Below are 19,892 nucleotides of genomic sequence, written 5' to 3' on the forward strand. Positions count from 1 at the left end.
CTCAAGCGTATTGATTTGATACAAAGACAAATTGTAGCTATCGAATACGTCTATGATAAGCTTTTGACCTTTACAGAGCGATAGCTGTATGGTTGATTTAAGTGCTTTTTTACCTGTTTGTCTTGTATGTAGATACTTTATGGCAGACTTTTTAAAAGGTATCCAACCTAGGCTTTTACGTTTGGCATCAGGTCGGTTGGTTCGCCAATTAAGTTTGGCTTTTTTAAACTGCTTACGAGATTTGGCATGAGTTTCGTTGATAGCTTGTAAAGTCTGACTGTGTAATCCTAAATACTCACCGCTTCCTTTGGTGTACTCACTTAGATCATAAGCACTAAAAAACTTACCGGTACGTTTTAGATGCTCAAAGCTTAACGCATTAACATAGTTCCACGCATAGTTAACACTCCCAGCTAGTTTATTTAGCTGGTTTGCATGTTTGTCTTTGATGCGTAGCTTGAGTGTTTTCATAGGGTTAGTATGGCGAGGTTAATTTTAACTTGCAATACTTTAAGTACTGATCACGACAGTATGTGTCGCCTTATATCCACCCCCTGAAGTGGGTGGCTTTACGGCGACCGGTGATAAACATAGAGTAAGCCGTTCCGAAAAACTTATCTAAATCTACTCACGTAGTTTTAGTATTTTCTTCCTGCTTCATAGACGTTTGCCATTGTGATTACACGCAGGTCTTATATCATCTCCACAGGCTAACACGGTGGAACTCACCGCTTTGTTAACCCATCACCGATGGGTTAAAACTTTATCAGCATGTTGCAATATATTGATACTGGCATTGATATCTCTATCATTTGCCTGCTGACAAGACGGACACTGCCATCGTCTAACTGATAGTGGTAATTCGTCTTTGGTCAGCAAGTGACCGCAATTAGAGCAAGTTTTAGAGGATGGAAACCATCTATCTAACTCTTTGACGGTTTTACCGTATTGATTAGCCTTATAAACAAGCTGACGCTTAAACTCATAAAAGCCTAAATCGCTGATGGCTCGACTGAGCTTACGATTCTGCATCATGCCTTTGGTGTTTAGGTTTTCAATTGCAATAACATCATACTCATTCACCAAGCCAGTAGTAAGCTTATGTAGAGCGTCTTTACGGATATTACTAATTTGCAGGTGCAATCGTGATAGCTTGGCTTTCGCTTTAGCACGATTGTTACTGCCTTTTTGTTTACGACTTAATTGGCGACTAAGCCTTTTAAGCTTTTTAAGTTTCGTCTTAAGTGGCTTGGGTGCTTTAACTTTACTACCGTCTGACAAGGTGATTAAGTCGGCAATACCTAAGTCTATACCAGTTTGTTTACCTGTCTTTTTGGTAAGGTTTACATCCGCTATTTCAACAGCAATAGAGACAAACCATCTCCCACCTCTGCTAAAGACTTTAGCTGAGAGCATTTTACCGACAAAACGCAGCTCTTCACGCATACGAACCCAACCTAGATTTGGTATGCGAATCTGCTTGCCTTTTACAGCGAACTGGTCATTGGATAGACTGAACCTATCGTTAACACCTTTTTTACGAAACTGAGGGTATTTAGACTCGCCTTTAAAGAATCGTTTGTAGGCATCACCTAGTTGCATAATAGCGAGCTGTGGGGCGCACTTCGTTACCTCAAGCATAAACGGGTACTTATCACGCTTAATGGTGTTTAATTGCTTGCGTAACTTGCCTTGGCTAGGCTTTAGTAACTTACTTTCATCAATATCAATGCCAATAATGCGACAAGCATCTCGATAGGCCTTATCTTGAGCATACTGTCGTTGCCACTCGGCTAACGCCCAGTTATAGGCAAGACGAGCAACACCACAAGCTTTAGCGAAATAAGTTGCTTGCTTATTGTTTGGATTAAGCTCAATAACATGGCCTCGTATCATTCTAAACTCGCCTTAACTGCTTCAATGAGTTTTTTGTTTTTCTTGCTACGTGACCCGTAAAGTCTTGCTGAAAACACGGTGATAATCTCAAGTACGTCTTGTGCTAACTCTTCCTCAAACGATAAGTTCTCGCCCTGATTGATAATAACCACTTCGACTTGACGAGCTTCACACAAAGCAAAAACAAGTTCTGCCCCAAAACGCAGTAATCTATCTTTATGGGTTAGCACCAGCCTGTCTATCTTGTTGTCTAAAATATCATCAAGCAGGCGTTTTAAGCCTTTTTTATGATAGTTCATACCACTGCCTAAATCGCTAATCACTTCAAATGACCAGCCTTGAGCAGAGCAGTACAGCTCAAGCATCTCAATTTGACGCTGCAAGTCTGGATTTTGGTCATGACTTGATACACGAGCATAAGCTATGGTTTTGCGTTGTTGTTCCACCTTATTACGAGTCAGGTTTGGGTTTATTTTAGATAAGTCGTATCTACGATGACCTTTTGGTGTTCTTTGAGCTACAAGCACTCCTGTCTCATCCCATCTTCGCAGGGTTGAAACGGAAACGCCTAACTGGTTAGCTGCTTGTTTTATGCTTAATAATCTATTCATAGTAAGTAATTATAAATAGATTTAGATAGAATTTATGTTACTGTTTGTAGCCCTAATTATCACTCTATTGTAGCAAACTTAGCGCTCAGCACCACCAATAAGCGTACAAAGCTTCCTAAAAACTTGGTCAGATCATTAAATATGCGACAAAAAAAGAGCACCCCGAAGGATTAATGCCAGTCAGTTAAGGCAAAAAAGCGAAAAAAATAATAAAATAGCTCATCTAATAAGTAGATGGGCTATTTTACTATGAGACTACAAGACGCTATTAATGAGACGCATAAAAGGATCCCAGAAACCCTAGAACAATTCAGGGAACTAATAGACTCTGAGTGGATACAACAGGCCTTAGAATATACAGGCAAAGCAAGCATCAGAAGACGGAAGCTACCTGCTGAACATGTCGTTTGGCTAGTCATAGGCACAGCCTTATATAGAAACCGTTCAATTTGGTATATCACAGAGCAGATGCGGCTTAATATAGACTCACAGGCCTGTGTACCCAGTGCGGTTGTACAAGCAAGACAACGCCTCGGGCATGAACCTCTAAAGCAGCTATTTCATCAACTAAGTGCTCACTACCAAACAGAATCACGAGCCCAGCAGCAAGACTTTATGGGACTTAGCGTCCAAGCTGTAGACGGTGTCGTATACTCACTACCCTATACTGATGAGAACCTTCAGCACTTTAGTTCAAGCAAAGGCAGAACTAAAGAGGTGCCCTATCCCCAAATGCGTTCGGTATGCCTGATCAATACTGACACGCATGAGATCATTGACACAACCCTTGGAGATATGAGTCAAGGAGAGATCACCTTAGCCCATCAGCTAAATGTTCAAGATAATAGCATTACGCTCTTTGATAGAGCCTATTTCTCAGCAGACTTACTGATTAGTTGGCAACAAGCCCATCCAAACAGCCACTGGCTCATGCGGGCTAAAGATAATCTGCGTTACACTGTGATTAAAACCTTTAGTGAAGGGGACTACTTGATACAAATGCCGGTTTCTCCCCAAGCTCAAAAGAAAAACCCAAACCTACCCGATACTTGGCAAGCTCGATTAATTGAGTGTCGTTATGAGGGTAAGACAAGACGATACATCACCTCTTTAATAGATGAGAAACGCTTTACTAAGAATAAAGTGGCACAGCTTTACTTGCAACGCTGGGAGATTGAAATGGCGTATCGAGAGATTAAGTCTGACCTACAGCAGGGGCTGTTGTTAAGAAGTAAGCTGCCACAGCTTGTGTTACAAGAGTTCTGGGGACTTATGATTGCTTATAATCTGATAAGACGTTTGATGCGCTATATGGCTCTTAGAGCTAAGGTTAGCCCTCTACGAATTAGCTTCCATATGGCGTCTATTACGATTGTTGATCTGTTACGGTTTGCTCCTTTACAGGCTGCAGGACTCTTCCCTAAGTTGTTAGATTCGCTTTTAGATCAAGGAAAGTTGTTTGTTATTCCTGAACGTAGAAAGCGGTCTTGTCCGAGGGTGGTTAAGGGTAAACCACAAAAATATCCCAAAAAAAATACCAGTCAGCCTTAACTGACTGGCATTACCCCGAAGGATGCTCTTTGAGTTAACTTGCCGTTAACACCGAGACTGGCAAATTACCAACCAGTAACTTGTTTAACCGTCTCACCAATCTTAGATGGGTCACGAGTGTACGCGATGCCCGCATCTTCGAATGCTTTGAATTTTTCTTCTGCAGTACCTTTACCACCAGAGATGATAGCGCCGGCATGGCCCATACGCTTACCTTTAGGGGCAGTCACACCAGCGATGTAACCGATAACTGGCTTAGTGACGTGCTCTTTGATGTAAGCGGCGGCTTCTTCTTCAGCAGTACCACCGATTTCACCGATAAGTACGATGGCTTCAGTTTGAGGATCTTCTTGGAACATCTTCAAGCAATCGATTTGGTTCATACCTGGGATTGGGTCACCGCCGATACCGATACAAGTTGACTGACCGAAGCCAAGCTTAGTGGTCTGAGCCACAGCTTCATAAGTCAAGGTACCAGAACGTGAGATGATACCTACTTTACCTGGCAAATGGATGTGGCCTGGCATGATACCGATTTTACACTGACCTGGGGTGATAACGCCTGGGCAGTTAGGACCAACCATTCTCACATCGCCAGCTTCTTCGATGTAGCGCTTGGCTTTTAGCATATCTAAAGTAGGTACGCCTTCAGTGATAACAACGATTAGCTTAACGCCTGCGTCTACTGCTTCGATGATTGAATCTAGTACGAAAGGTGCTGGTACATAGATAACTGACGCGTCAGCTTGAGTTGCTTCCATCGCTTCTGCCATAGTGTTAAATACAGGCAGACCTAGGTGAGTTTGACCGCCTTTACCTGGGGTAACACCGCCAACTACTTTGGTACCGTATTCGATGGCTTGTTCTGAATGGAAAGTACCGTTTTTACCAGTAAAACCTTGCACCAATACTTTGGTGTCTTTATCAATTAATACACTCATTATTTACTCCTAGTAGGATTCACTTATTATAGGTTTGATACAGTTGTGATAGGCGAATTATGCCGCTTTTACAGCATCAACAATTTTTTGTGCAGCATCAGATAGGCCTTGAGCTGAAATGATTTCAACGTCAGACTCATCTAATAGCTTAGCGCCCAATTCAGCATTGTTACCTTCTAAGCGAACCACAACAGGTACAGTAACGTTAACTTCTTTAACTGCCGCGATAATGGCTTCAGCAATCATGTCACAACGTACGATACCACCGAATATGTTGATTAGAACGCCTTGTACGCTTGAATCTTCTAAGATGATTTTGAAAGCTTCAACAACGCGATCTTTGGTTGCGCCGCCGCCAACGTCTAGGAAGTTAGCTGGCTTGCCGCCGTATAGCTTGATGATGTCCATAGTCGCCATAGCAAGACCGGCACCGTTAACCATACAACCAATGTTACCTTCTAGAGCCACATAGTTTAGGTCAAATTCAGCAGCTTTAAGCTCACGCTCGTTCTCTTGTGATGGGTCATGAAGTGCTGCGATTTTTGGCTGGCGGAATAAAGCGTTTGAATCCACGCCGATTTTGCCGTCAACACAAGCCAATTCACCATTTTCACGAACGGCTAGTGGGTTGATTTCAATCATGTCAAAGTCGTTTTCAACGAACGCTTTGTAAGCGCCAGTCATTAGTTTAACGAATTGATTGATTTGTTTGCCTTCTAGGCCCAATTTGAAACCTACTTCACGCGCTTGGAAAGGCAATAGACCGACTAAAGGATCAACGGTAATGCTAAAGATTTTCTCAGGAGTCTCTTCAGCTACTTTTTCAATCTCAACACCACCTTCAGTTGAGGCCATGAAGGTTACGCGGCGAGTAGCGCGGTCAACAACGGCACCAAGATATAACTCAGTTTTTACTGGGTACATGTCTTCGGCAACCAATACGAAGTTTACAGGCTGGCCTTCTGCATCAGTTTGGTAAGTCACTAGGTTAGTACCGATTAAGCTTTCAGCAACTTCTTTGGCTTCTTCACGAGTTTTAACAAGCTTAACACCGCCTGCTTTACCACGGCCACCAGCATGAACCTGTGCTTTAATTACAGCTACGTCAGTTGGGGTTTTATCAAAGGCTTCAGCCGCTTCTTCACCGTTATAAGCAATGATGCCTTTTTGGATAGGTAGTCCATAGCTCTCTAGCAATAGTTTTGCTTGATACTCATGTAAATTCATAAAGTTATCCTTTAGTTTTTTTATTTAGCAGGGTAAAGCTGATTTAAATGTTTTGGCAATAGCGGCAAATAAATGACCTAATACCACGGCCGTTTACTGCTTTATGGCTTAAAACAATTACACTCAGCAACTCACTTTAGTAACAGACTTTGTCAAATCACTCATAGACTATTAACCGCCTATGAGTGATTTATTGGTGTCTATAACTGTTTTTGTTATTTACGTTTTTTACGCTGAATCGCATGGATAGCACGGCCATCAGCAGATAAAGCAGCTTCGTGTACCGCCTCACTGATGGTTGGGTGAGCGAAGGTCATTAACTGTAGGTCTTCAATGCTTGAAACAAATTCCATCGCAATCATACCTTGGTGAACGATATCGCCGGCACCAGCACAAATAGCATGCATACCCAATAAACGGTCAGTCTTAGCGTCAGCCACTACTTTAATGCTACCTTGAGCTTCGCTTTGTGCTAAAGCACGACCGTTAGCTGCTAGGTTAAATGAGCCAGTTTTTACTTCATAACCTTGCTCTACCGCTTGCTGCTCAGTTAAGCCTACCCAAGCGATTTCTGGATGGGTATAGATAACGTTGATAATAGTATCATAATTCACTTGTGCTTTTTCGCCATGGATACGTTCAACGGCCATCATGCCCTCTTCCATCGCTTTGTGCGCAAGCATTGGGCCACGTACCAAGTCACCGATAGCATATACACCATCTAGGTTGGTTTTGCACTGATCATCAACTTCAACCAAACCGCGGTCAGTTAGCGTGATGCCTGAATCTTCACCCAGTAATTTTTCAGAGTAAGCACGGCGACCCACACAAACGATTAGCTTGTCGAAGGTTTCCTCAGCAGACTCACCGCCTTTCTCGCTGGTCACAACCACTTGACCATCTTTTATTTCAGTGCCAGTTACTTTGGTATCAACGCGGATATCTAGGCCTTGTTTTCTAAGCAATTTGCCCGCTTCTTTAGCAATGTCTTTGTCAGCTGCTGCTAAGAACTCAGGTAGCGCTTCATATACCACCACTTCAGCACCCAGACGACGCCATACAGAGCCTAGCTCAAGACCGATAACACCAGCACCAATCACGCCTAGACGCTTAGGTGTTTCAGTGAAATCTAGCGCACCTGTTGAGTCAACGATAATGCCTTCTTCGTTGTTGACTGGCGCAACAGGGATATCAATAGGCACAGAACCGGCTGCTAAAATAACGTTTTTAGCGGTGATAACAGTCTCAGACTCATCTGCTAGCGCCGTAAATTTAACTTTTTTGTCGCTGCCTTTACCGTCAACTAGCGTACCCCAGCCTTGTAACCAGTCTACGCCGTTGCCTTTAAGTAGCATGGCAACACCGCCGGTTAACTGCTTAACGATGCCTTCTTTACGCTCGATCATTTTGGCCACGTCAATCTCAACATCGCTGGTAGTGATACCATGCTCTGCAAGCTCGTGCTTGGTGGCTTCATAACGGTGTGAAGAGTCTAGTAAAGCCTTTGATGGGATACAACCGACGTTTAAGCAAGTACCGCCCAATGCAGGCTCACCTTTATAAACGCGTTTTTCGATACAGGCTACGCTCATACCCAATTGACCGGCACGAATAGCGGCTTCATAACCACCTGGACCACCGCCAATAACCACTAAATCATAATTGTCTTTCATAGTATATTCCGTCTTTTAATCAAAGAATTGTAAAAGCTCTTTATTTATAGTTTGAATTATGAAATGACCTACTTAGCTATGCTTATTAAGTCTTTAGCGAAGCTTTGAGCCTCTGAATCAAAATCATCACTCAAAAAACTGTGTGCTAAATAACTTAATAATCAATCAATCCATAACGAAAAAGCTTGTATCAGAATCTCTCCGATACAAGCCCGTTGACCTTATAGGTCAAGTAGTAGCATTGCTGGGTCTTCAACCAACTGCTTGATGGTGACTAAGAACTGTACCGCATCTTTACCATCAATCATACGGTGATCGTATGATAACGCTAGATACATCATAGGTAGGATCTCAACTTGACCATTAACCGCCATTGGGCGCTCATTGATCGCGTGCATACCTAAGATGGCAGTTTGGGGTGGGTTCAAGATAGGCGTTGACATCAATGAACCAAATACACCACCGTTAGTGATCGTGAAGGTACCACCTGTCATCTCTTGTAGTGATAACTTACCATCACGGGCTTTACCAGCGAAGTCGCGGATGCCGCCTTCGATGTCTGCCATGCTCATACGATCTGTATCACGTAGTACAGGCACCACTAGACCACGGTCTGAAGATACCGCAACACCAACGTCATAGTAACCGTGATAAACGATGTCATCACCGTCGATTGACGCGTTAACAGCTGGGAAGCGTTTTAGTGCTTCAGTAGCGGCTTTAACGAACATAGACATAAAGCCTAGACGAGTGCCGTGACGTTTTTCAAACTGATCTTTGTACTTAGCACGTAGATCCATTAGAGGCTTCATGTTCACTTCGTTGAACGTGGTCAACATCGCAGTTTCTTGAGAAGCGGCTAACAGACGGTTGGCCACAGTCTTACGTAGACGAGTCATAGGCACGCGTTTTTCAGTACGCTCACCTACTGATTCTGCGACAGGACGGCCACTGTCAGACTTGATAGAGCTGTCCGCTTTCAGTGTTGGGCTGGCCATATCTTGCTTAGTCACACGACCACCACGGCCTGTGCCTTCTACATTTTTAGGATCTACACCAGACTCTTTGGCTGCTTTACGAACCGCTGGGCTTTGATCTTTATGATCGTCGGCGCTGTCAGCGCTTGCGGCAGGCTTAGCTGCTGGTTTTTCTTCAGTAGCCGTGTCACTGCTTTCTTCTGCTTTGTCTTCAGAAGCACCAGCAGCGCTGCCTGTTGCACCAGCTTCAAATTCAGCGATTAGCTCGTCAGACAACACAGTGTCGTCTACTTGCTTAACAATTTTAGTTACCACACCGTCATCTGGAGCAACCACTTCTAAGACCACTTTATCTGTTTCAATTTCAGCTAAAATGTCATCACGGTTAACTTGTTCGCCTTCGCTTACGTGCCATTCTACGATGGTACCGTCAGCAACTGACTCTGGGAATACGGGCGCTTTAATTTCTGCCATGGGAATTGCTCCTGTTATATTAATATAAAGTGTTAATGACTTATTGATAAGGGTTAAATAAGCACATTATTTTTATGATTGGCAAATAAACAACTTATGCATAAAGCTTTTTGGATTAAGAGGTTGTTTACGGTAAAAAATAAATTCGGTTGGTTCTAAACAAATGCCGAAGGTCTAAGCAGTTACCCGCTTAGACCTTGTTTTGGCTTATTTTAGTTGGTCTACTGAGACACCAAGACCACCGGCAACCAGCTCACGCTGCTGACGCACATGGATTGAAGGAAGACCAGTTGCTGGCGCTGCTGACGCAGGACGCGCGACAGGGTCTACCACACGTGCCTTGGTCACACGAGGCTGATTGTCAGCTTGTGGGCCAAAGATACGGAACATATGCGGTGCTAAATAGTACCATGCGCCTTGGTTTAATGGCTCTTCTTGACACCATACAATCTCTTCAAGGTTGGCATATTTTTGAATTTCTTCTACCATTCTTTGTTGTGGTAATGGGTACAGCTGCTCGATACGAACGATGGCCACATGGTCTAGGCCCAGCTCACGACGCTGCTCTAGCAGGTCATAATAGACCTTACCACCACACATGACGATACGAGTTACTTTATCGTTATCTAGCTGATCGATCTCTGGTAGTACGGTTTCAAATTTACCGTTAGCAAGCTCTTCAAGCTCTGAGGTCGCAAGTTTGTGACGCAGTAAGCTCTTCGGTGACATCACCACTAGTGGCTTACGAATTGGACGTACCGCTTGACGACGTAAGGCGTGGAAGATTTGGGCAGGTGTGGTTGGGGTAATCACTTGCATGTTGTCTTCAGCACACAGTTGCAAGAAGCGCTCTAAACGGGCTGATGAATGCTCAGGACCTTGACCTTCAAAGCCATGTGGTAGAAGCATGGTTAGACCACACACACGCTGCCACTTGGTTTCACCACTTGAGATGAATTGGTCAATCACGACCTGCGCACCGTTTACGAAGTCACCAAACTGAGCTTCCCAAATGATAAGTGCTTTTGGTACGGTCGTTGCATAGCCGTATTCGAACGCCAATACCGCTTCTTCTGACAACAATGAGTTGTAAGTGGCAAAGCGAGCTTGGGTGTCATTTAAATGCGCTAGCGGCACATACATATCACCATTTTCAACGTTGAAAATCTCTGAGTGACGATGTGAGAAAGTACCACGGCCCACGTCTTCACCGGTAATACGCACTAAGAAGTCTTCGTCTACTAGTGAGGCATAAGCTAAGGTCTCAGCAGCACCCCAGTTTAAAGGCTCTTCACCAGTTTGCATCGCTAAGCGCTGCTCGACTACTTTTTGAACTTGACGCTGAAGCTTAAAGCCTTCAGGCATTTCTGCCATGCGGCGGCCATAGGCTTTTAGTTTTTCGATATCAACACTGGTATCCCAGTCATCTTTTAGCTCATGACCTAAGTAGGGGCTCCAATCCACATACAGCTCTTCATTAGGCTGCTGTACTAAAGAGTTAGCAACATATTCGCCTTTATCTAATGCTTCACGGTATTCATCTTCAAGCGTCTTGTCGTCGCCTTCAGAGATAACACCTTGTGACATTAGCTTTTGGGCATACTGAGTACGCGTGGTTGGCAGTTTTTTGATGATCGAGTACATCAGTGGCTGAGTGGCTGATGGCTCATCGGCTTCGTTGTGACCGTTACGGCGGTAGCAGAATAAGTCAATCACGATGTCTTTGTGGAACTCGTGACGATAATCTAATGCCATTTGAGCCGCAAATACGACCGCTTCAGGATCATCACCATTGACGTGTAAGATTGGTGCGTGCACCATTTTAGCGATGTCAGTACAATACTCAGTAGAGCGAGCGTCTTCTTGACGGCTGGTAGTAAAGCCCACTTGGTTGTTAATAACAATGTGAACAGTACCGCCTGTGGTGTAAGCACGGGTCTGTGACATCTGGAAGGTTTCTTGAACCACACCCTGCGCAGCAATCGCAGCGTCACCATGTACTACCAATGGCAATACTAAGTTACCATCTTTGTCATTGCGGCGAACTTGACGGGCACGTACTGAGCCTTCAAGTACAGGAGAAACGATTTCTAGATGTGATGGGTTAAAGGCCAATGCTAAGTGCGCCTCACCACCTGGTGTCATCACGTTTGATGAATAACCATTGTGGTATTTTACGTCACCTGAGCCTTTTTCTGGCATGACTTTACCATCGAACTCATCAAATAAGTCCGCTGGGTTTTTACCCAAGATATTAACCAATAGGTTTAAGCGGCCGCGGTGAGCCATACCGATAACCATCTCTTTGGTACCGTAGCCACCTGCACGCTGGATAATTTCGTGAACCGCTGGAATAAAGCTTTCACCGCCCTCAAGACCGAAGCGCTTAACACCGGTGTATTTACGTGCTAAGTATTTCTCTAGGCCTTCGGCGGCAGTTAGACGCTCAAGAATCTCTTTTTTCTTCTCGTTGTCAAACTTGATGTAGCCTAGGTTGGTTTCCATGTAGTTTTCAAACCAGCGCTTCTCAGTGCTGGTCGTCACGTGCATGTACTCAAGACCGATGTGGCCACAGTACACACGCTCCATGATTTCGATGATTTCGCGTAGGCTCGCCTCGCTCTTACCAATGTTTAAGTCACTGGTTGAGAAGATGGTGTCTAGATCCGCCTCTGATAGACCATGATACGCTAAGGTTAGGTCTTCTACATCTGCACGTGGCTGTAGACCTAAAGGATCAAGCTTAGCACGGCGATGACCACGACGGCGATAAGCTGAAATTAGCTTTTGTACGCCCATATGTCTTGGATCAACGCAGTTGGCATCTAAGCTGCCTGAGGTAGCAGGAGCTGCAGCGCCTTTATTAGCCGTTTGATTACGGGCTAACAGTAAGAACTGATCTTGGATGGCATGATGCAGGGCATCATGGTCGCTTTGATAGTTTTTGAAATAAGCTTGCCAATCAGCATCTACACTACTTGGGTCTTGTAAATACTGCTCGTATAGAGACTCGATATAGGTAGCGTTGTCCCCTGCAAGCTCTGTAGCATCGGCTTTTAAGGCATCATTAGTCATAGTATTCATAGTCTTTTCTTATTTACATTAAAGTTTAATTAAAATAAAACACATTTATTTCATGCTATCGCTATGGGTGATTCACGTCTTTTATGAATAGTCTGCTATAAATAAAAAAACTGGGCCATTTTCTAGCCAGATTTATTTGCATTATTATAAATCAAACTGACTTAACCTTAGTCTCGTATCTATAGGATATTAATAAAATATCAAGGGCAAAGCGGATATTTTTATCAAAACCTGTGATCTACTGCTCATTACCCAGGTATTCACTGTTACTAAAGCATTAACCGTAAACGTTTGTCTCAGCCTTCAGCTCTTTGGCCAATGCGCTTGCCAAATCTCATCAGGGCGTTATGGTTGAATTTCAGTCAAGCCTTACAGCCAAAATGGCCATAGTGCTCATTAAACTAGGCAGTGATCTAATAATTTGAATAATTATGGGTTAGCGTCTGAAATATTGCACATAGTGTGCCATATCTATTGAAGTATTGTCTGTTGTTGCTAGGTCGTTATCCCTTAACAGGATACAGTTGCACACTGAGTATAAGGGTAACATGGAATCGAACCGAGCAGCGTTTGTTTCTTCAATAGTATGTATTTAGTTGCTAAATGATGATTATTCGAATGTGTCTAATTTTAACAAAAAAAGACCCCTATCAACAAATAGAGGTCTGTCGTATTCACGTAAGTAATGCTAACCGATAACTTAAACCTGTAATATTAATTAATGCTATTAATTACTGTATTAAAACGGGCTAATTAGATATTAACCGGCCTGCTCTAATAACAAGTTACGTAAATGACCGATAGCACGGGTTGGGTTCAAGCCTTTTGGACATACGGCCACACAGTTCATGATACCACGGCAACGGAATAAGCTAAACGGATCGTCCATACGAGCAAGACGCGCTTGCGTATCACTGTCACGGCTGTCTGCTACGAAGCGATAAGCGTTCAATAGCGCTGATGGGCCTAAGAACTTATCAGGGTTCCACCAGAATGATGGGCAGCTGGTTGAACAGCACGCACATAAGATACACTCATACAGACCGTTTAGCTTCTCACGATCTTCTGGAGATTGTAGACGCTCAGTAGGCGGTGCAGGCTGATCGTTGATTAAGTACGGATGTACTTTTTCATACTGCTCATAAAACTGGTTCATATCCACCACAAGGTCACGCACAACAGGCAGGCCAGGTAGTGGACGAATGGTAATTTTCTCAGGCAAAGTGTTCATGTTAATCAAACATGCCAAGCCGTTTTTACCATTGATGTTCACCCCATCAGAGCCACAAATACCTTCACGGCATGAGCGTCTAAAAGTGATGGATTCATCTTGTTTTTTCAAACGTAATAAAACGTCAAGCAACATACGATCTGAGTCTAACAGCTCAATCGTATAAGTTTGCATGTAAGGGGCTGCGTCCTTATCAGGATCGTAGCGGTAAATCTCAATGGTGCGAGTACCTCGGCTCATAGTGCTAACTCCACACGGCGTAAAGCTGTTTTTGCATAACCTGTCACAGTATCTGTAAAACAGCTTTACTAATTTAAAAAATTAAATTCAAATAATTAACGTTAAACGACGGCAAACAAAAGCGGTAATTAGTAAACACGCACTTTAGGTTCAACGTAATCAACAGTAAGCGGTACTTTACGAACCGGCTTATAAACAATCTTATTGCCTTCTGAGTACCAAACAGTATGCTTCATCCACTCGTTATCGTTACGGCCGTTTGGTGCGATTGGATCATCTTCTGGACGATCATAATCTAACACGGTATGCGCGCCGCGACATTCATGACGCTGAGCCGCTGATAGCATGGTGGCTTTGGCCACTTCGTAAAGGTTAGCAACTTCTAAGGCTTCAATACGCGCGGTGTTGAACACTTGCGACTTATCTGCCAAATGAATGTTATCTACTTTATCTTTTAGAGCCAATAACTTCTCAACACCTTCATCCATTAACGCTTGAGTGCGGAAGACACTGGCGTGTTTTTGCATTAGGGCGCGGATTTCATCAGCCACTTCTTGAGCGTTATAGCCTTGTGTTGACTGTTGTAGCTTGTTCAAACGGCCCACAGTGAAGTCTAGTACACGTGGGTTCATTGGATGGTAGTTATGATCTGAGCTACCGAAGTTATCAATGATGTGTTTGCCCGCAGCACGGCCGAATACCACCAAGTCAAGTAATGAGTTGGTACCTAAACGGTTGGCACCGTGAACACTCACACAAGCACACTCACCAATGGCGTATAAGCCTTTAACGATTTTGCCTTCTGTGTATAGGCCTTCTTCATCCACATGACCTTCAAGATCTGGCACGATAACCTGACCATGAATGGTGGTTGGAATACCGCCCATCATATAGTGGATGGTTGGGATAACTGGGATAGGCTCTTTAGTAATGTCGACGTTGGCAAAGTTCTTACCAATCTCGAATACAGAAGGCAGACGCTTCATAATGGTCTCAACACCTAAGTGAGTCATGTCCATTACGATGTGGTCTTTGTTTGGACCACAACCACGGCCTTCTTTAATCTCTTGGTCCATTGAGCGTGATACGAGGTCACGAGGTGCCAAGTCTTTAACCGTTGGTGCATAACGCTCCATGAAGGCTTCACCATCTTTGTTACGTAAGATAGCGCCTTCACCGCGGCAACCTTCAGTAAGAAGTACACCTGCACCGAATACACCGGTGGGGTGGAATTGCCAGAATTCCATATCTTGTAATGGAATACCGGCACGTACTGCCATACCTAGGCCGTCACCGGTATTGATGTAAGCGTTGGTAGAAGCTGAGAAGATACGACCTGCACCACCGGTTGCTAATACGGTATTAGTGGCTTGGAATACGGCAACAGTGCCAGTTTCTTGCTCAATGGCTACCACACCATTGATGTCGCCTTTTTCATCTTTAATAAGATCGAGTGCGATCCATTCGATGAAAAACTCAGTACCCGCTTCTAAGTTCTTTTGATATAGAGTGTGTAGCAATGCGTGGCCAGTACGGTCAGCGGCCGCACAAGCACGTTGTACCGCTTTTTCACCGTAGTTTGAAGTGTGACCACCGAATGGACGCTGATAAATCGTGCCATCTGGGTTGCGGTCAAACGGCATACCCATGTGCTCAAGCTCATACACTACTTTTGGCGCTTCACGGCACATAAATTCGATAGCGTCTTGGTCACCCAACCAGTCTGACCCTTTTACGGTATCATAAAAGTGGAAGTGCCAGTTGTCATCACTCATGTTACCTAAGCTTGCCCCGATACCACCTTGAGCTGCAACGGTGTGCGAGCGGGTTGGGAATACTTTGGTAATAACAGCTACTTTCATGCCGCCTTCTGCTAATTGCAGCGCTGCACGCATACCTGAGCCGCCACCGCCAACGATAACAGAGTCATAATTTAGGGTTTTAATATTACTAATTGTATTGTCTTGTCTAGTTGCCATTACGTTTTCCTAATGAATACGTTAGTCGTCATATAAGCTGGCGATGGGCGCTATAGATATCACTATCATAGCCTCACATTACCAGACAGGCTCACTTAAATCTAAAGTCGCTAACAGGTGCTTAAGCCCCCAAACCTAAATCAGGGCAGTCCGTGCTATATACAATACTGATTAACAATATAGCTAAAACCGCCCAAACTTGTCTGTTAACCTAGGTTTAGTAAACCTGGACCCCAGAAAATCATGACGCCCCAGAATAGGTATACCAAAATTGCGATAATCATAGCAGCTTGAAGCACAAGGCGTAGGCCAGTAGATTTCACATAGTCGGTAAATACCGTCCACATCCCTACCCAAGCATGAGCCGCTAGCGCAATAATTGCGACCAAGCTTAATAGGCGCATGGGCAGGCTCATAATGAAGCTAACCCACTGCTGGTAGGATACATCACCATTAATTAAGAAAAACCCTACCATTACCACAGCATATATGGCCAATACGACGGCACTGATACGCTGCATTACCCAGTCGCGCGAGCCTGAGCCGGTTAGGCCTGTCGCACTTTTAATTCCAGAATCATTTCTTCTCATTAGAACATCACCCATACAAATGACAGCACTATCAAGATAGCGGCAATAACAAAGCTCACAATTGACGCAGTTCTACCTGACTGAAGCTCTTCGTTAAAACCCATGTCGGCAAATAAGTGCTTAATACCCATCACAAAATGGTAAGCCGTTGCTGCGACAAAGATCCACGCAACAAAGCGCACAAGCACATTGTCAAACACAGCGAGAAAGTCTTGAGGAGAATATAATGAGGTTTGCAAAAGCCACAGCATCACCGGAATTAATAAGAAAAGAATAATTCCTGAGATACGATGTAAAATCGAAGCTCTGGCCGTCGGTGAACTGTTAACGCTTATCACTTGGCTAAGTGGCAGATTAATCGGTCGGTTGCTTTTCACAGCGGGCGTCCTTTTGCGGTTGACACTCGTGGATACGCTTTTAACGCCAAAAAACCAAGATGTAATGCGATTAATAAGGGCTTGTCAAACACTCACCTAGTTAATTCATTACCAGCTCTGACGCATAAAACGGACACGAGACGGATAAGTTAAGGAGTTGCTAACTGGCTAAATTCATACCTAGCCGTACTGTAAAGCTTACAGCACTCTAAATATATTTTAATGTTAAAAAAGACTTAGAGCAGTTGGAGTTGATGCTAAAGCTTACGCCGTCACTCAAATCCTCCTACCCTGGTAGGCCCATCCAATCAAAAAACCAGACAGAGTGTTAACAAATACAGAATTGAAGCTTGAAAGGCGTTGGCGGCTGACATAAAGCTAACTTATTGTAATCACAAATAATTTTATACGAAAAATTTATAATTAATATTAAATATACCTTAATACCACTTAGGTCTGATTAGATATTAATTAGAAATCTGGGTAAATTCTCTGTGACCAATCAATTAAATAAATGACAAGCCAGCATCTATAACGCTGTAATTATAGAGTTTGTTGCTGTCAATTACAAATAAATTGCCAAATTAACGCTTTGTGAGACTTTATTACCGACTATTACCCATTGCTGCCGGTTAGATTGTCTGTGTTGTTTATTTGCTGGTCAAAATCAGTGCAAGGCTTGAGCGCTGCGGCTAAGTTGGTATAGAACTTAAGGGTTATTGACGACATTAGGCGCTCCCAATCACAGCCGCTTTGGTCGAATTTGCCCCGCCAATACGGACACAGCACCGCTTGGTTTTAGCCAAACTAATACGTAACTAAATGTTTCTAAAAACTGTCCTCACCGTTACGCCAAAAACTTGAAAATCCACTGGGTGCTCACGCTTTAGTTATCACCCTTTACAAAGTAGGGCTAAACACTGACAAGACGACGGCCGCCTTGATAGATTAAGGGCAACCTTAAAATTAAATCTTGCACCCTCTTTGTTTTACTTTAGATTTAACAACATTATTTTTCACCACACCTGTCAAAAAATCAGTGATAAATCTGCGCTAAGGCTGTGCTGCAAATCCGGCAATATGGTCAACAATCATTGACTAGCGGGGGGAATCTGCGTTATAAATGTTTTTTTCAATTGTCTGTATTAACTGGTAGTATATCAATCGTCCCTGTTAGCAGCCTCTCTTAGTGTTGTCACAAGGACTGTGTGCAGATAGTAAATCATTGCCACTGCCCGCCAGTTACTTCATAACAATAGTATTACCCCCATAATCTTGTGTTAAACAACCTATCTCTTAAAAAGACAACCTGTTGTTAGCGTTGGTTTTTTAAGAGATTTAACGCAAGCTTATATGACCAAGTTTCTTCCAAGAAAATACGTAGACCCTACGTAGAGTAATAGTGTCATACCCTGATAGCGGGTGTTCTTTATAAAATACCAGTTACTGTCATTCGATGGGTAGCTGGCTTAGTTTTAGGCTATCACCCCAAAAACTAATTATTTATTCCAACAATTAAGAGGATCTTATGGCTAACGAAACTGCATATTTAAAGGTAGATGGAAAGGAATATGAATTACCTATTATTGAGGGCACTTTAGGCCCGTCAGTAGTTGACGTTTCAGCTTTCCAAACCGCAGGCTACTGGACCTATGATCCAGGCTTTAAAGTAACTGCTCCTGTTGAGTCAGAAATCACTTATATTGATGGCGATAAAGGTGAGTTATTGCACCGTGGTTACCCCATTGATCAACTGGCTGATAATGCTGAATACTTAGAAGTGTGTTATGCCCTACTACATGGCGAGCTACCAAACGCTGAACAAAAAGCGGACTTTTATGAAAAAGTACGTAGCCACACTGGCGTTCATGACCAGCTACGTAAGTTCTTCGAAGGCTTCCGCCGTGATGCTCACCCTATGGCCATTATGGTCGGTGTGGTAGGTGCGTTATCTGCTTTTTATCATGACAACCTAGATGTGACTGATGAAAAACAACGTGACATCACCGCCATTCGCCTGATTGCAAAAATGCCAACCATTGCGGCAATGAGCTACAAGTACACCAAGGGCGAACCGTTCATGTACCCACGTAACGACTTTAGTTACGCAGAAAACTTCTTATACATGATGTTCGCTACCCCTGCTGATGTAAACTATAAAGTGAACCCTGTTCTAGTTAAAGCTATGGACAAGATCTTCACTCTACACGCAGACCACGAGCAAAACGCTTCAACCTCTACCGTTCGTCTAACCGCCTCTACTGGTGCCAACCCTTACGCTTGTATCGCAGCGGGTATCGTAGCGCTATGGGGCCCATCACACGGTGGTGCTAACGAAGCGGTACTACAGATGCTTGATGAAATCGGCACCGTAGAGAACGTTGATGAGTTCATGGAAAAAGTTAAGCGTAAAGAAGTGAAGCTAATGGGCTTTGGTCACCGCGTTTACAAAAACTTCGACCCACGTGCCAAAGTGATGAAAGAAACTTGTGACGAAGTTTTAGAAGCGCTAGGTATCACTGATCCTAAGCTTGAGCTGGCGATGAAACTTGAAAAAATCGCTCTAGAAGATGAGTACTTCGTAAAACGTAACCTATATCCAAACGTTGACTTCTACTCAGGTATCATCCTAAAAGCGATCGGTATCCCAACCTCAATGTTTACCGTTATCTTCGCTCTAGCACGTACGTCAGGTTGGATCAGCCACTTGTTAGAAATGCACTCAGCACCATTCAAGATCGGTCGTCCACGTCAGTTATACACTGGTAAAACCAAACGTGACTTCGTAAAACTTGAAGACCGCAAATAAGCGAGTGTTCGTTTAAGATTTAAATTTAGCTTCTGCTAAAAAAAGCGTCCGATATGACTATCGGGCGCTTTTTTATCACCGGTCGCCGTAAAACCACCCACTTCAGGGCATAGGTATCTACACAAATTTACTAGCCGCATCAGCGAATTGACGTAGTTTGTCAGGGGAATAATGATTTACCAGTTCGTTAAAATTAAGCCACTGGAACAATCCTGCCATCACAGCAGGTGCG

General features: G+C 43.6%; 13 protein-coding genes and 1 pseudogene. 2 read left to right on the top strand and 12 right to left on the bottom strand.

Annotation, left to right across the window (positions count from 1 at the left end; translation table 11 throughout):
- The 3 genes and pseudogenes from JMX92_RS12120 to JMX92_RS12130 all read right to left on the bottom strand — a co-directional run.
- A pseudogene (locus JMX92_RS12120) lies at positions 1–471 on the bottom strand (RNA-guided endonuclease TnpB family protein); the annotation flags it as partial.
- 273 nt (positions 472–744) lie between these two features.
- Positions 745–1,896, bottom strand: coding sequence for an RNA-guided endonuclease InsQ/TnpB family protein (locus tag JMX92_RS12125; RefSeq protein WP_201545903.1), 1,152 nt, complete (start codon positions 1,894–1,896; stop codon positions 745–747).
- Positions 1,893–2,507 (bottom strand): IS607 family transposase, encoded by a 615-nt coding sequence (locus JMX92_RS12130; RefSeq protein ID WP_201545905.1) that lies wholly within the window; start codon positions 2,505–2,507, stop codon positions 1,893–1,895. The genes JMX92_RS12125 and JMX92_RS12130 overlap by 4 nt, the downstream gene beginning before the upstream one ends.
- Before the next feature lie 249 nt (positions 2,508–2,756).
- Here JMX92_RS12130 and JMX92_RS12135 point away from each other — a divergent pair, with 249 nt between their 5' ends.
- Positions 2,757–4,058, top strand: a complete 1,302-nt coding sequence (locus tag JMX92_RS12135) for an IS4 family transposase (RefSeq protein ID WP_201545907.1) — start codon at positions 2,757–2,759, stop codon at positions 4,056–4,058.
- Positions 4,059–4,123: 65 nt separating this feature from the next.
- Here JMX92_RS12135 and sucD read toward each other — a convergent pair whose 3' ends face one another.
- From sucD to sdhC, 9 genes are all read right to left on the bottom strand, one after another.
- The gene (gene sucD / locus JMX92_RS12140) at positions 4,124–4,999 is read right to left on the bottom strand and encodes a succinate--CoA ligase subunit alpha (protein ID WP_201545909.1); all 876 of its coding nucleotides are present in this window, start codon (positions 4,997–4,999) and stop codon (positions 4,124–4,126) included.
- 57 nt (positions 5,000–5,056) lie between these two features.
- On the bottom strand, positions 5,057–6,226 hold the full coding sequence (sucC, locus tag JMX92_RS12145; RefSeq protein WP_011959558.1) for an ADP-forming succinate--CoA ligase subunit beta: 1,170 nt from the start codon (positions 6,224–6,226) through the stop codon (positions 5,057–5,059).
- Positions 6,227–6,441: 215 nt separating this feature from the next.
- Complete coding sequence (gene lpdA / locus JMX92_RS12150) at positions 6,442–7,899, bottom strand: dihydrolipoyl dehydrogenase (protein WP_201545910.1); 1,458 nt, start codon at positions 7,897–7,899, stop codon at positions 6,442–6,444.
- A 221-nt stretch (positions 7,900–8,120) separates the two neighbouring features.
- The gene (gene odhB, locus JMX92_RS12155; protein ID WP_011959556.1) at positions 8,121–9,350 is read right to left on the bottom strand and encodes a 2-oxoglutarate dehydrogenase complex dihydrolipoyllysine-residue succinyltransferase; all 1,230 of its coding nucleotides are present in this window, start codon (positions 9,348–9,350) and stop codon (positions 8,121–8,123) included.
- 207 nt (positions 9,351–9,557) lie between these two features.
- Entirely contained in the window at positions 9,558–12,434 is a 2,877-nt protein-coding gene (locus JMX92_RS12160; RefSeq protein ID WP_201545911.1) for a 2-oxoglutarate dehydrogenase E1 component, read from the bottom strand.
- 760 nt (positions 12,435–13,194) lie between these two features.
- The gene (locus JMX92_RS12165) at positions 13,195–13,905 is read right to left on the bottom strand and encodes a succinate dehydrogenase iron-sulfur subunit (protein WP_011959553.1); all 711 of its coding nucleotides are present in this window, start codon (positions 13,903–13,905) and stop codon (positions 13,195–13,197) included.
- Between the two features lie 128 nt (positions 13,906–14,033).
- Positions 14,034–15,884 carry a succinate dehydrogenase flavoprotein subunit gene (gene sdhA / locus JMX92_RS12170; protein ID WP_011959552.1) on the bottom strand — a complete coding sequence of 617 codons (1,851 nt, stop codon included), beginning with the start codon at positions 15,882–15,884 and terminating at the stop codon, positions 14,034–14,036.
- A gap of 206 nt (positions 15,885–16,090) precedes the next feature.
- Positions 16,091–16,474 carry a succinate dehydrogenase, hydrophobic membrane anchor protein gene (gene sdhD / locus JMX92_RS12175; protein ID WP_011959551.1) on the bottom strand — a complete coding sequence of 128 codons (384 nt, stop codon included), beginning with the start codon at positions 16,472–16,474 and terminating at the stop codon, positions 16,091–16,093.
- The gene (gene sdhC, locus JMX92_RS12180; RefSeq protein WP_011959550.1) at positions 16,474–16,851 is read right to left on the bottom strand and encodes a succinate dehydrogenase, cytochrome b556 subunit; all 378 of its coding nucleotides are present in this window, start codon (positions 16,849–16,851) and stop codon (positions 16,474–16,476) included. The genes sdhD and sdhC overlap by 1 nt, the downstream gene beginning before the upstream one ends.
- 1,528 nt (positions 16,852–18,379) lie before the next feature.
- Here sdhC and gltA point away from each other — a divergent pair.
- The gene (gene gltA, locus JMX92_RS12185; RefSeq protein WP_110815995.1) at positions 18,380–19,660 is read left to right on the top strand and encodes a citrate synthase; all 1,281 of its coding nucleotides are present in this window, start codon (positions 18,380–18,382) and stop codon (positions 19,658–19,660) included.
- Positions 19,661–19,892: the final 232 nt, after the last annotated feature.

Origin of the sequence: Psychrobacter sp. H7-1 (assembly GCF_904846585.1) — a bacterium.
GTDB classification, from domain to species: Bacteria; Pseudomonadota; Gammaproteobacteria; order Pseudomonadales; family Moraxellaceae; genus Psychrobacter; species Psychrobacter raelei.

Bases quoted from the DNA above. Each gene is read 5' to 3' on its own strand.
- JMX92_RS12125 (WP_201545903.1), bottom strand. From the start codon at position 1,896: ATGATACGAGGCCATGTTATTGAGCTTAATCCAAACAATAAGCAAGCA.
- JMX92_RS12130 (WP_201545905.1), bottom strand. From the start codon at position 2,507: ATGAATAGATTATTAAGCATAAAACAAGCAGCTAACCAGTTAGGCGTT.
- JMX92_RS12135 (WP_201545907.1), top strand. From the start codon at position 2,757: ATGAGACTACAAGACGCTATTAATGAGACGCATAAAAGGATCCCAGAA.
- sucD (WP_201545909.1), bottom strand. From the start codon at position 4,999: ATGAGTGTATTAATTGATAAAGACACCAAAGTATTGGTGCAAGGTTTT.
- sucC (WP_011959558.1), bottom strand. From the start codon at position 6,226: ATGAATTTACATGAGTATCAAGCAAAACTATTGCTAGAGAGCTATGGA.
- lpdA (WP_201545910.1), bottom strand. From the start codon at position 7,899: ATGAAAGACAATTATGATTTAGTGGTTATTGGCGGTGGTCCAGGTGGT.
- odhB (WP_011959556.1), bottom strand. From the start codon at position 9,350: ATGGCAGAAATTAAAGCGCCCGTATTCCCAGAGTCAGTTGCTGACGGT.
- JMX92_RS12160 (WP_201545911.1), bottom strand. From the start codon at position 12,434: ATGAATACTATGACTAATGATGCCTTAAAAGCCGATGCTACAGAGCTT.
- JMX92_RS12165 (WP_011959553.1), bottom strand. From the start codon at position 13,905: ATGAGCCGAGGTACTCGCACCATTGAGATTTACCGCTACGATCCTGAT.
- sdhA (WP_011959552.1), bottom strand. From the start codon at position 15,884: ATGGCAACTAGACAAGACAATACAATTAGTAATATTAAAACCCTAAAT.
- sdhD (WP_011959551.1), bottom strand. From the start codon at position 16,474: ATGAGAAGAAATGATTCTGGAATTAAAAGTGCGACAGGCCTAACCGGC.
- gltA (WP_110815995.1), top strand. From the start codon at position 18,380: ATGGCTAACGAAACTGCATATTTAAAGGTAGATGGAAAGGAATATGAA.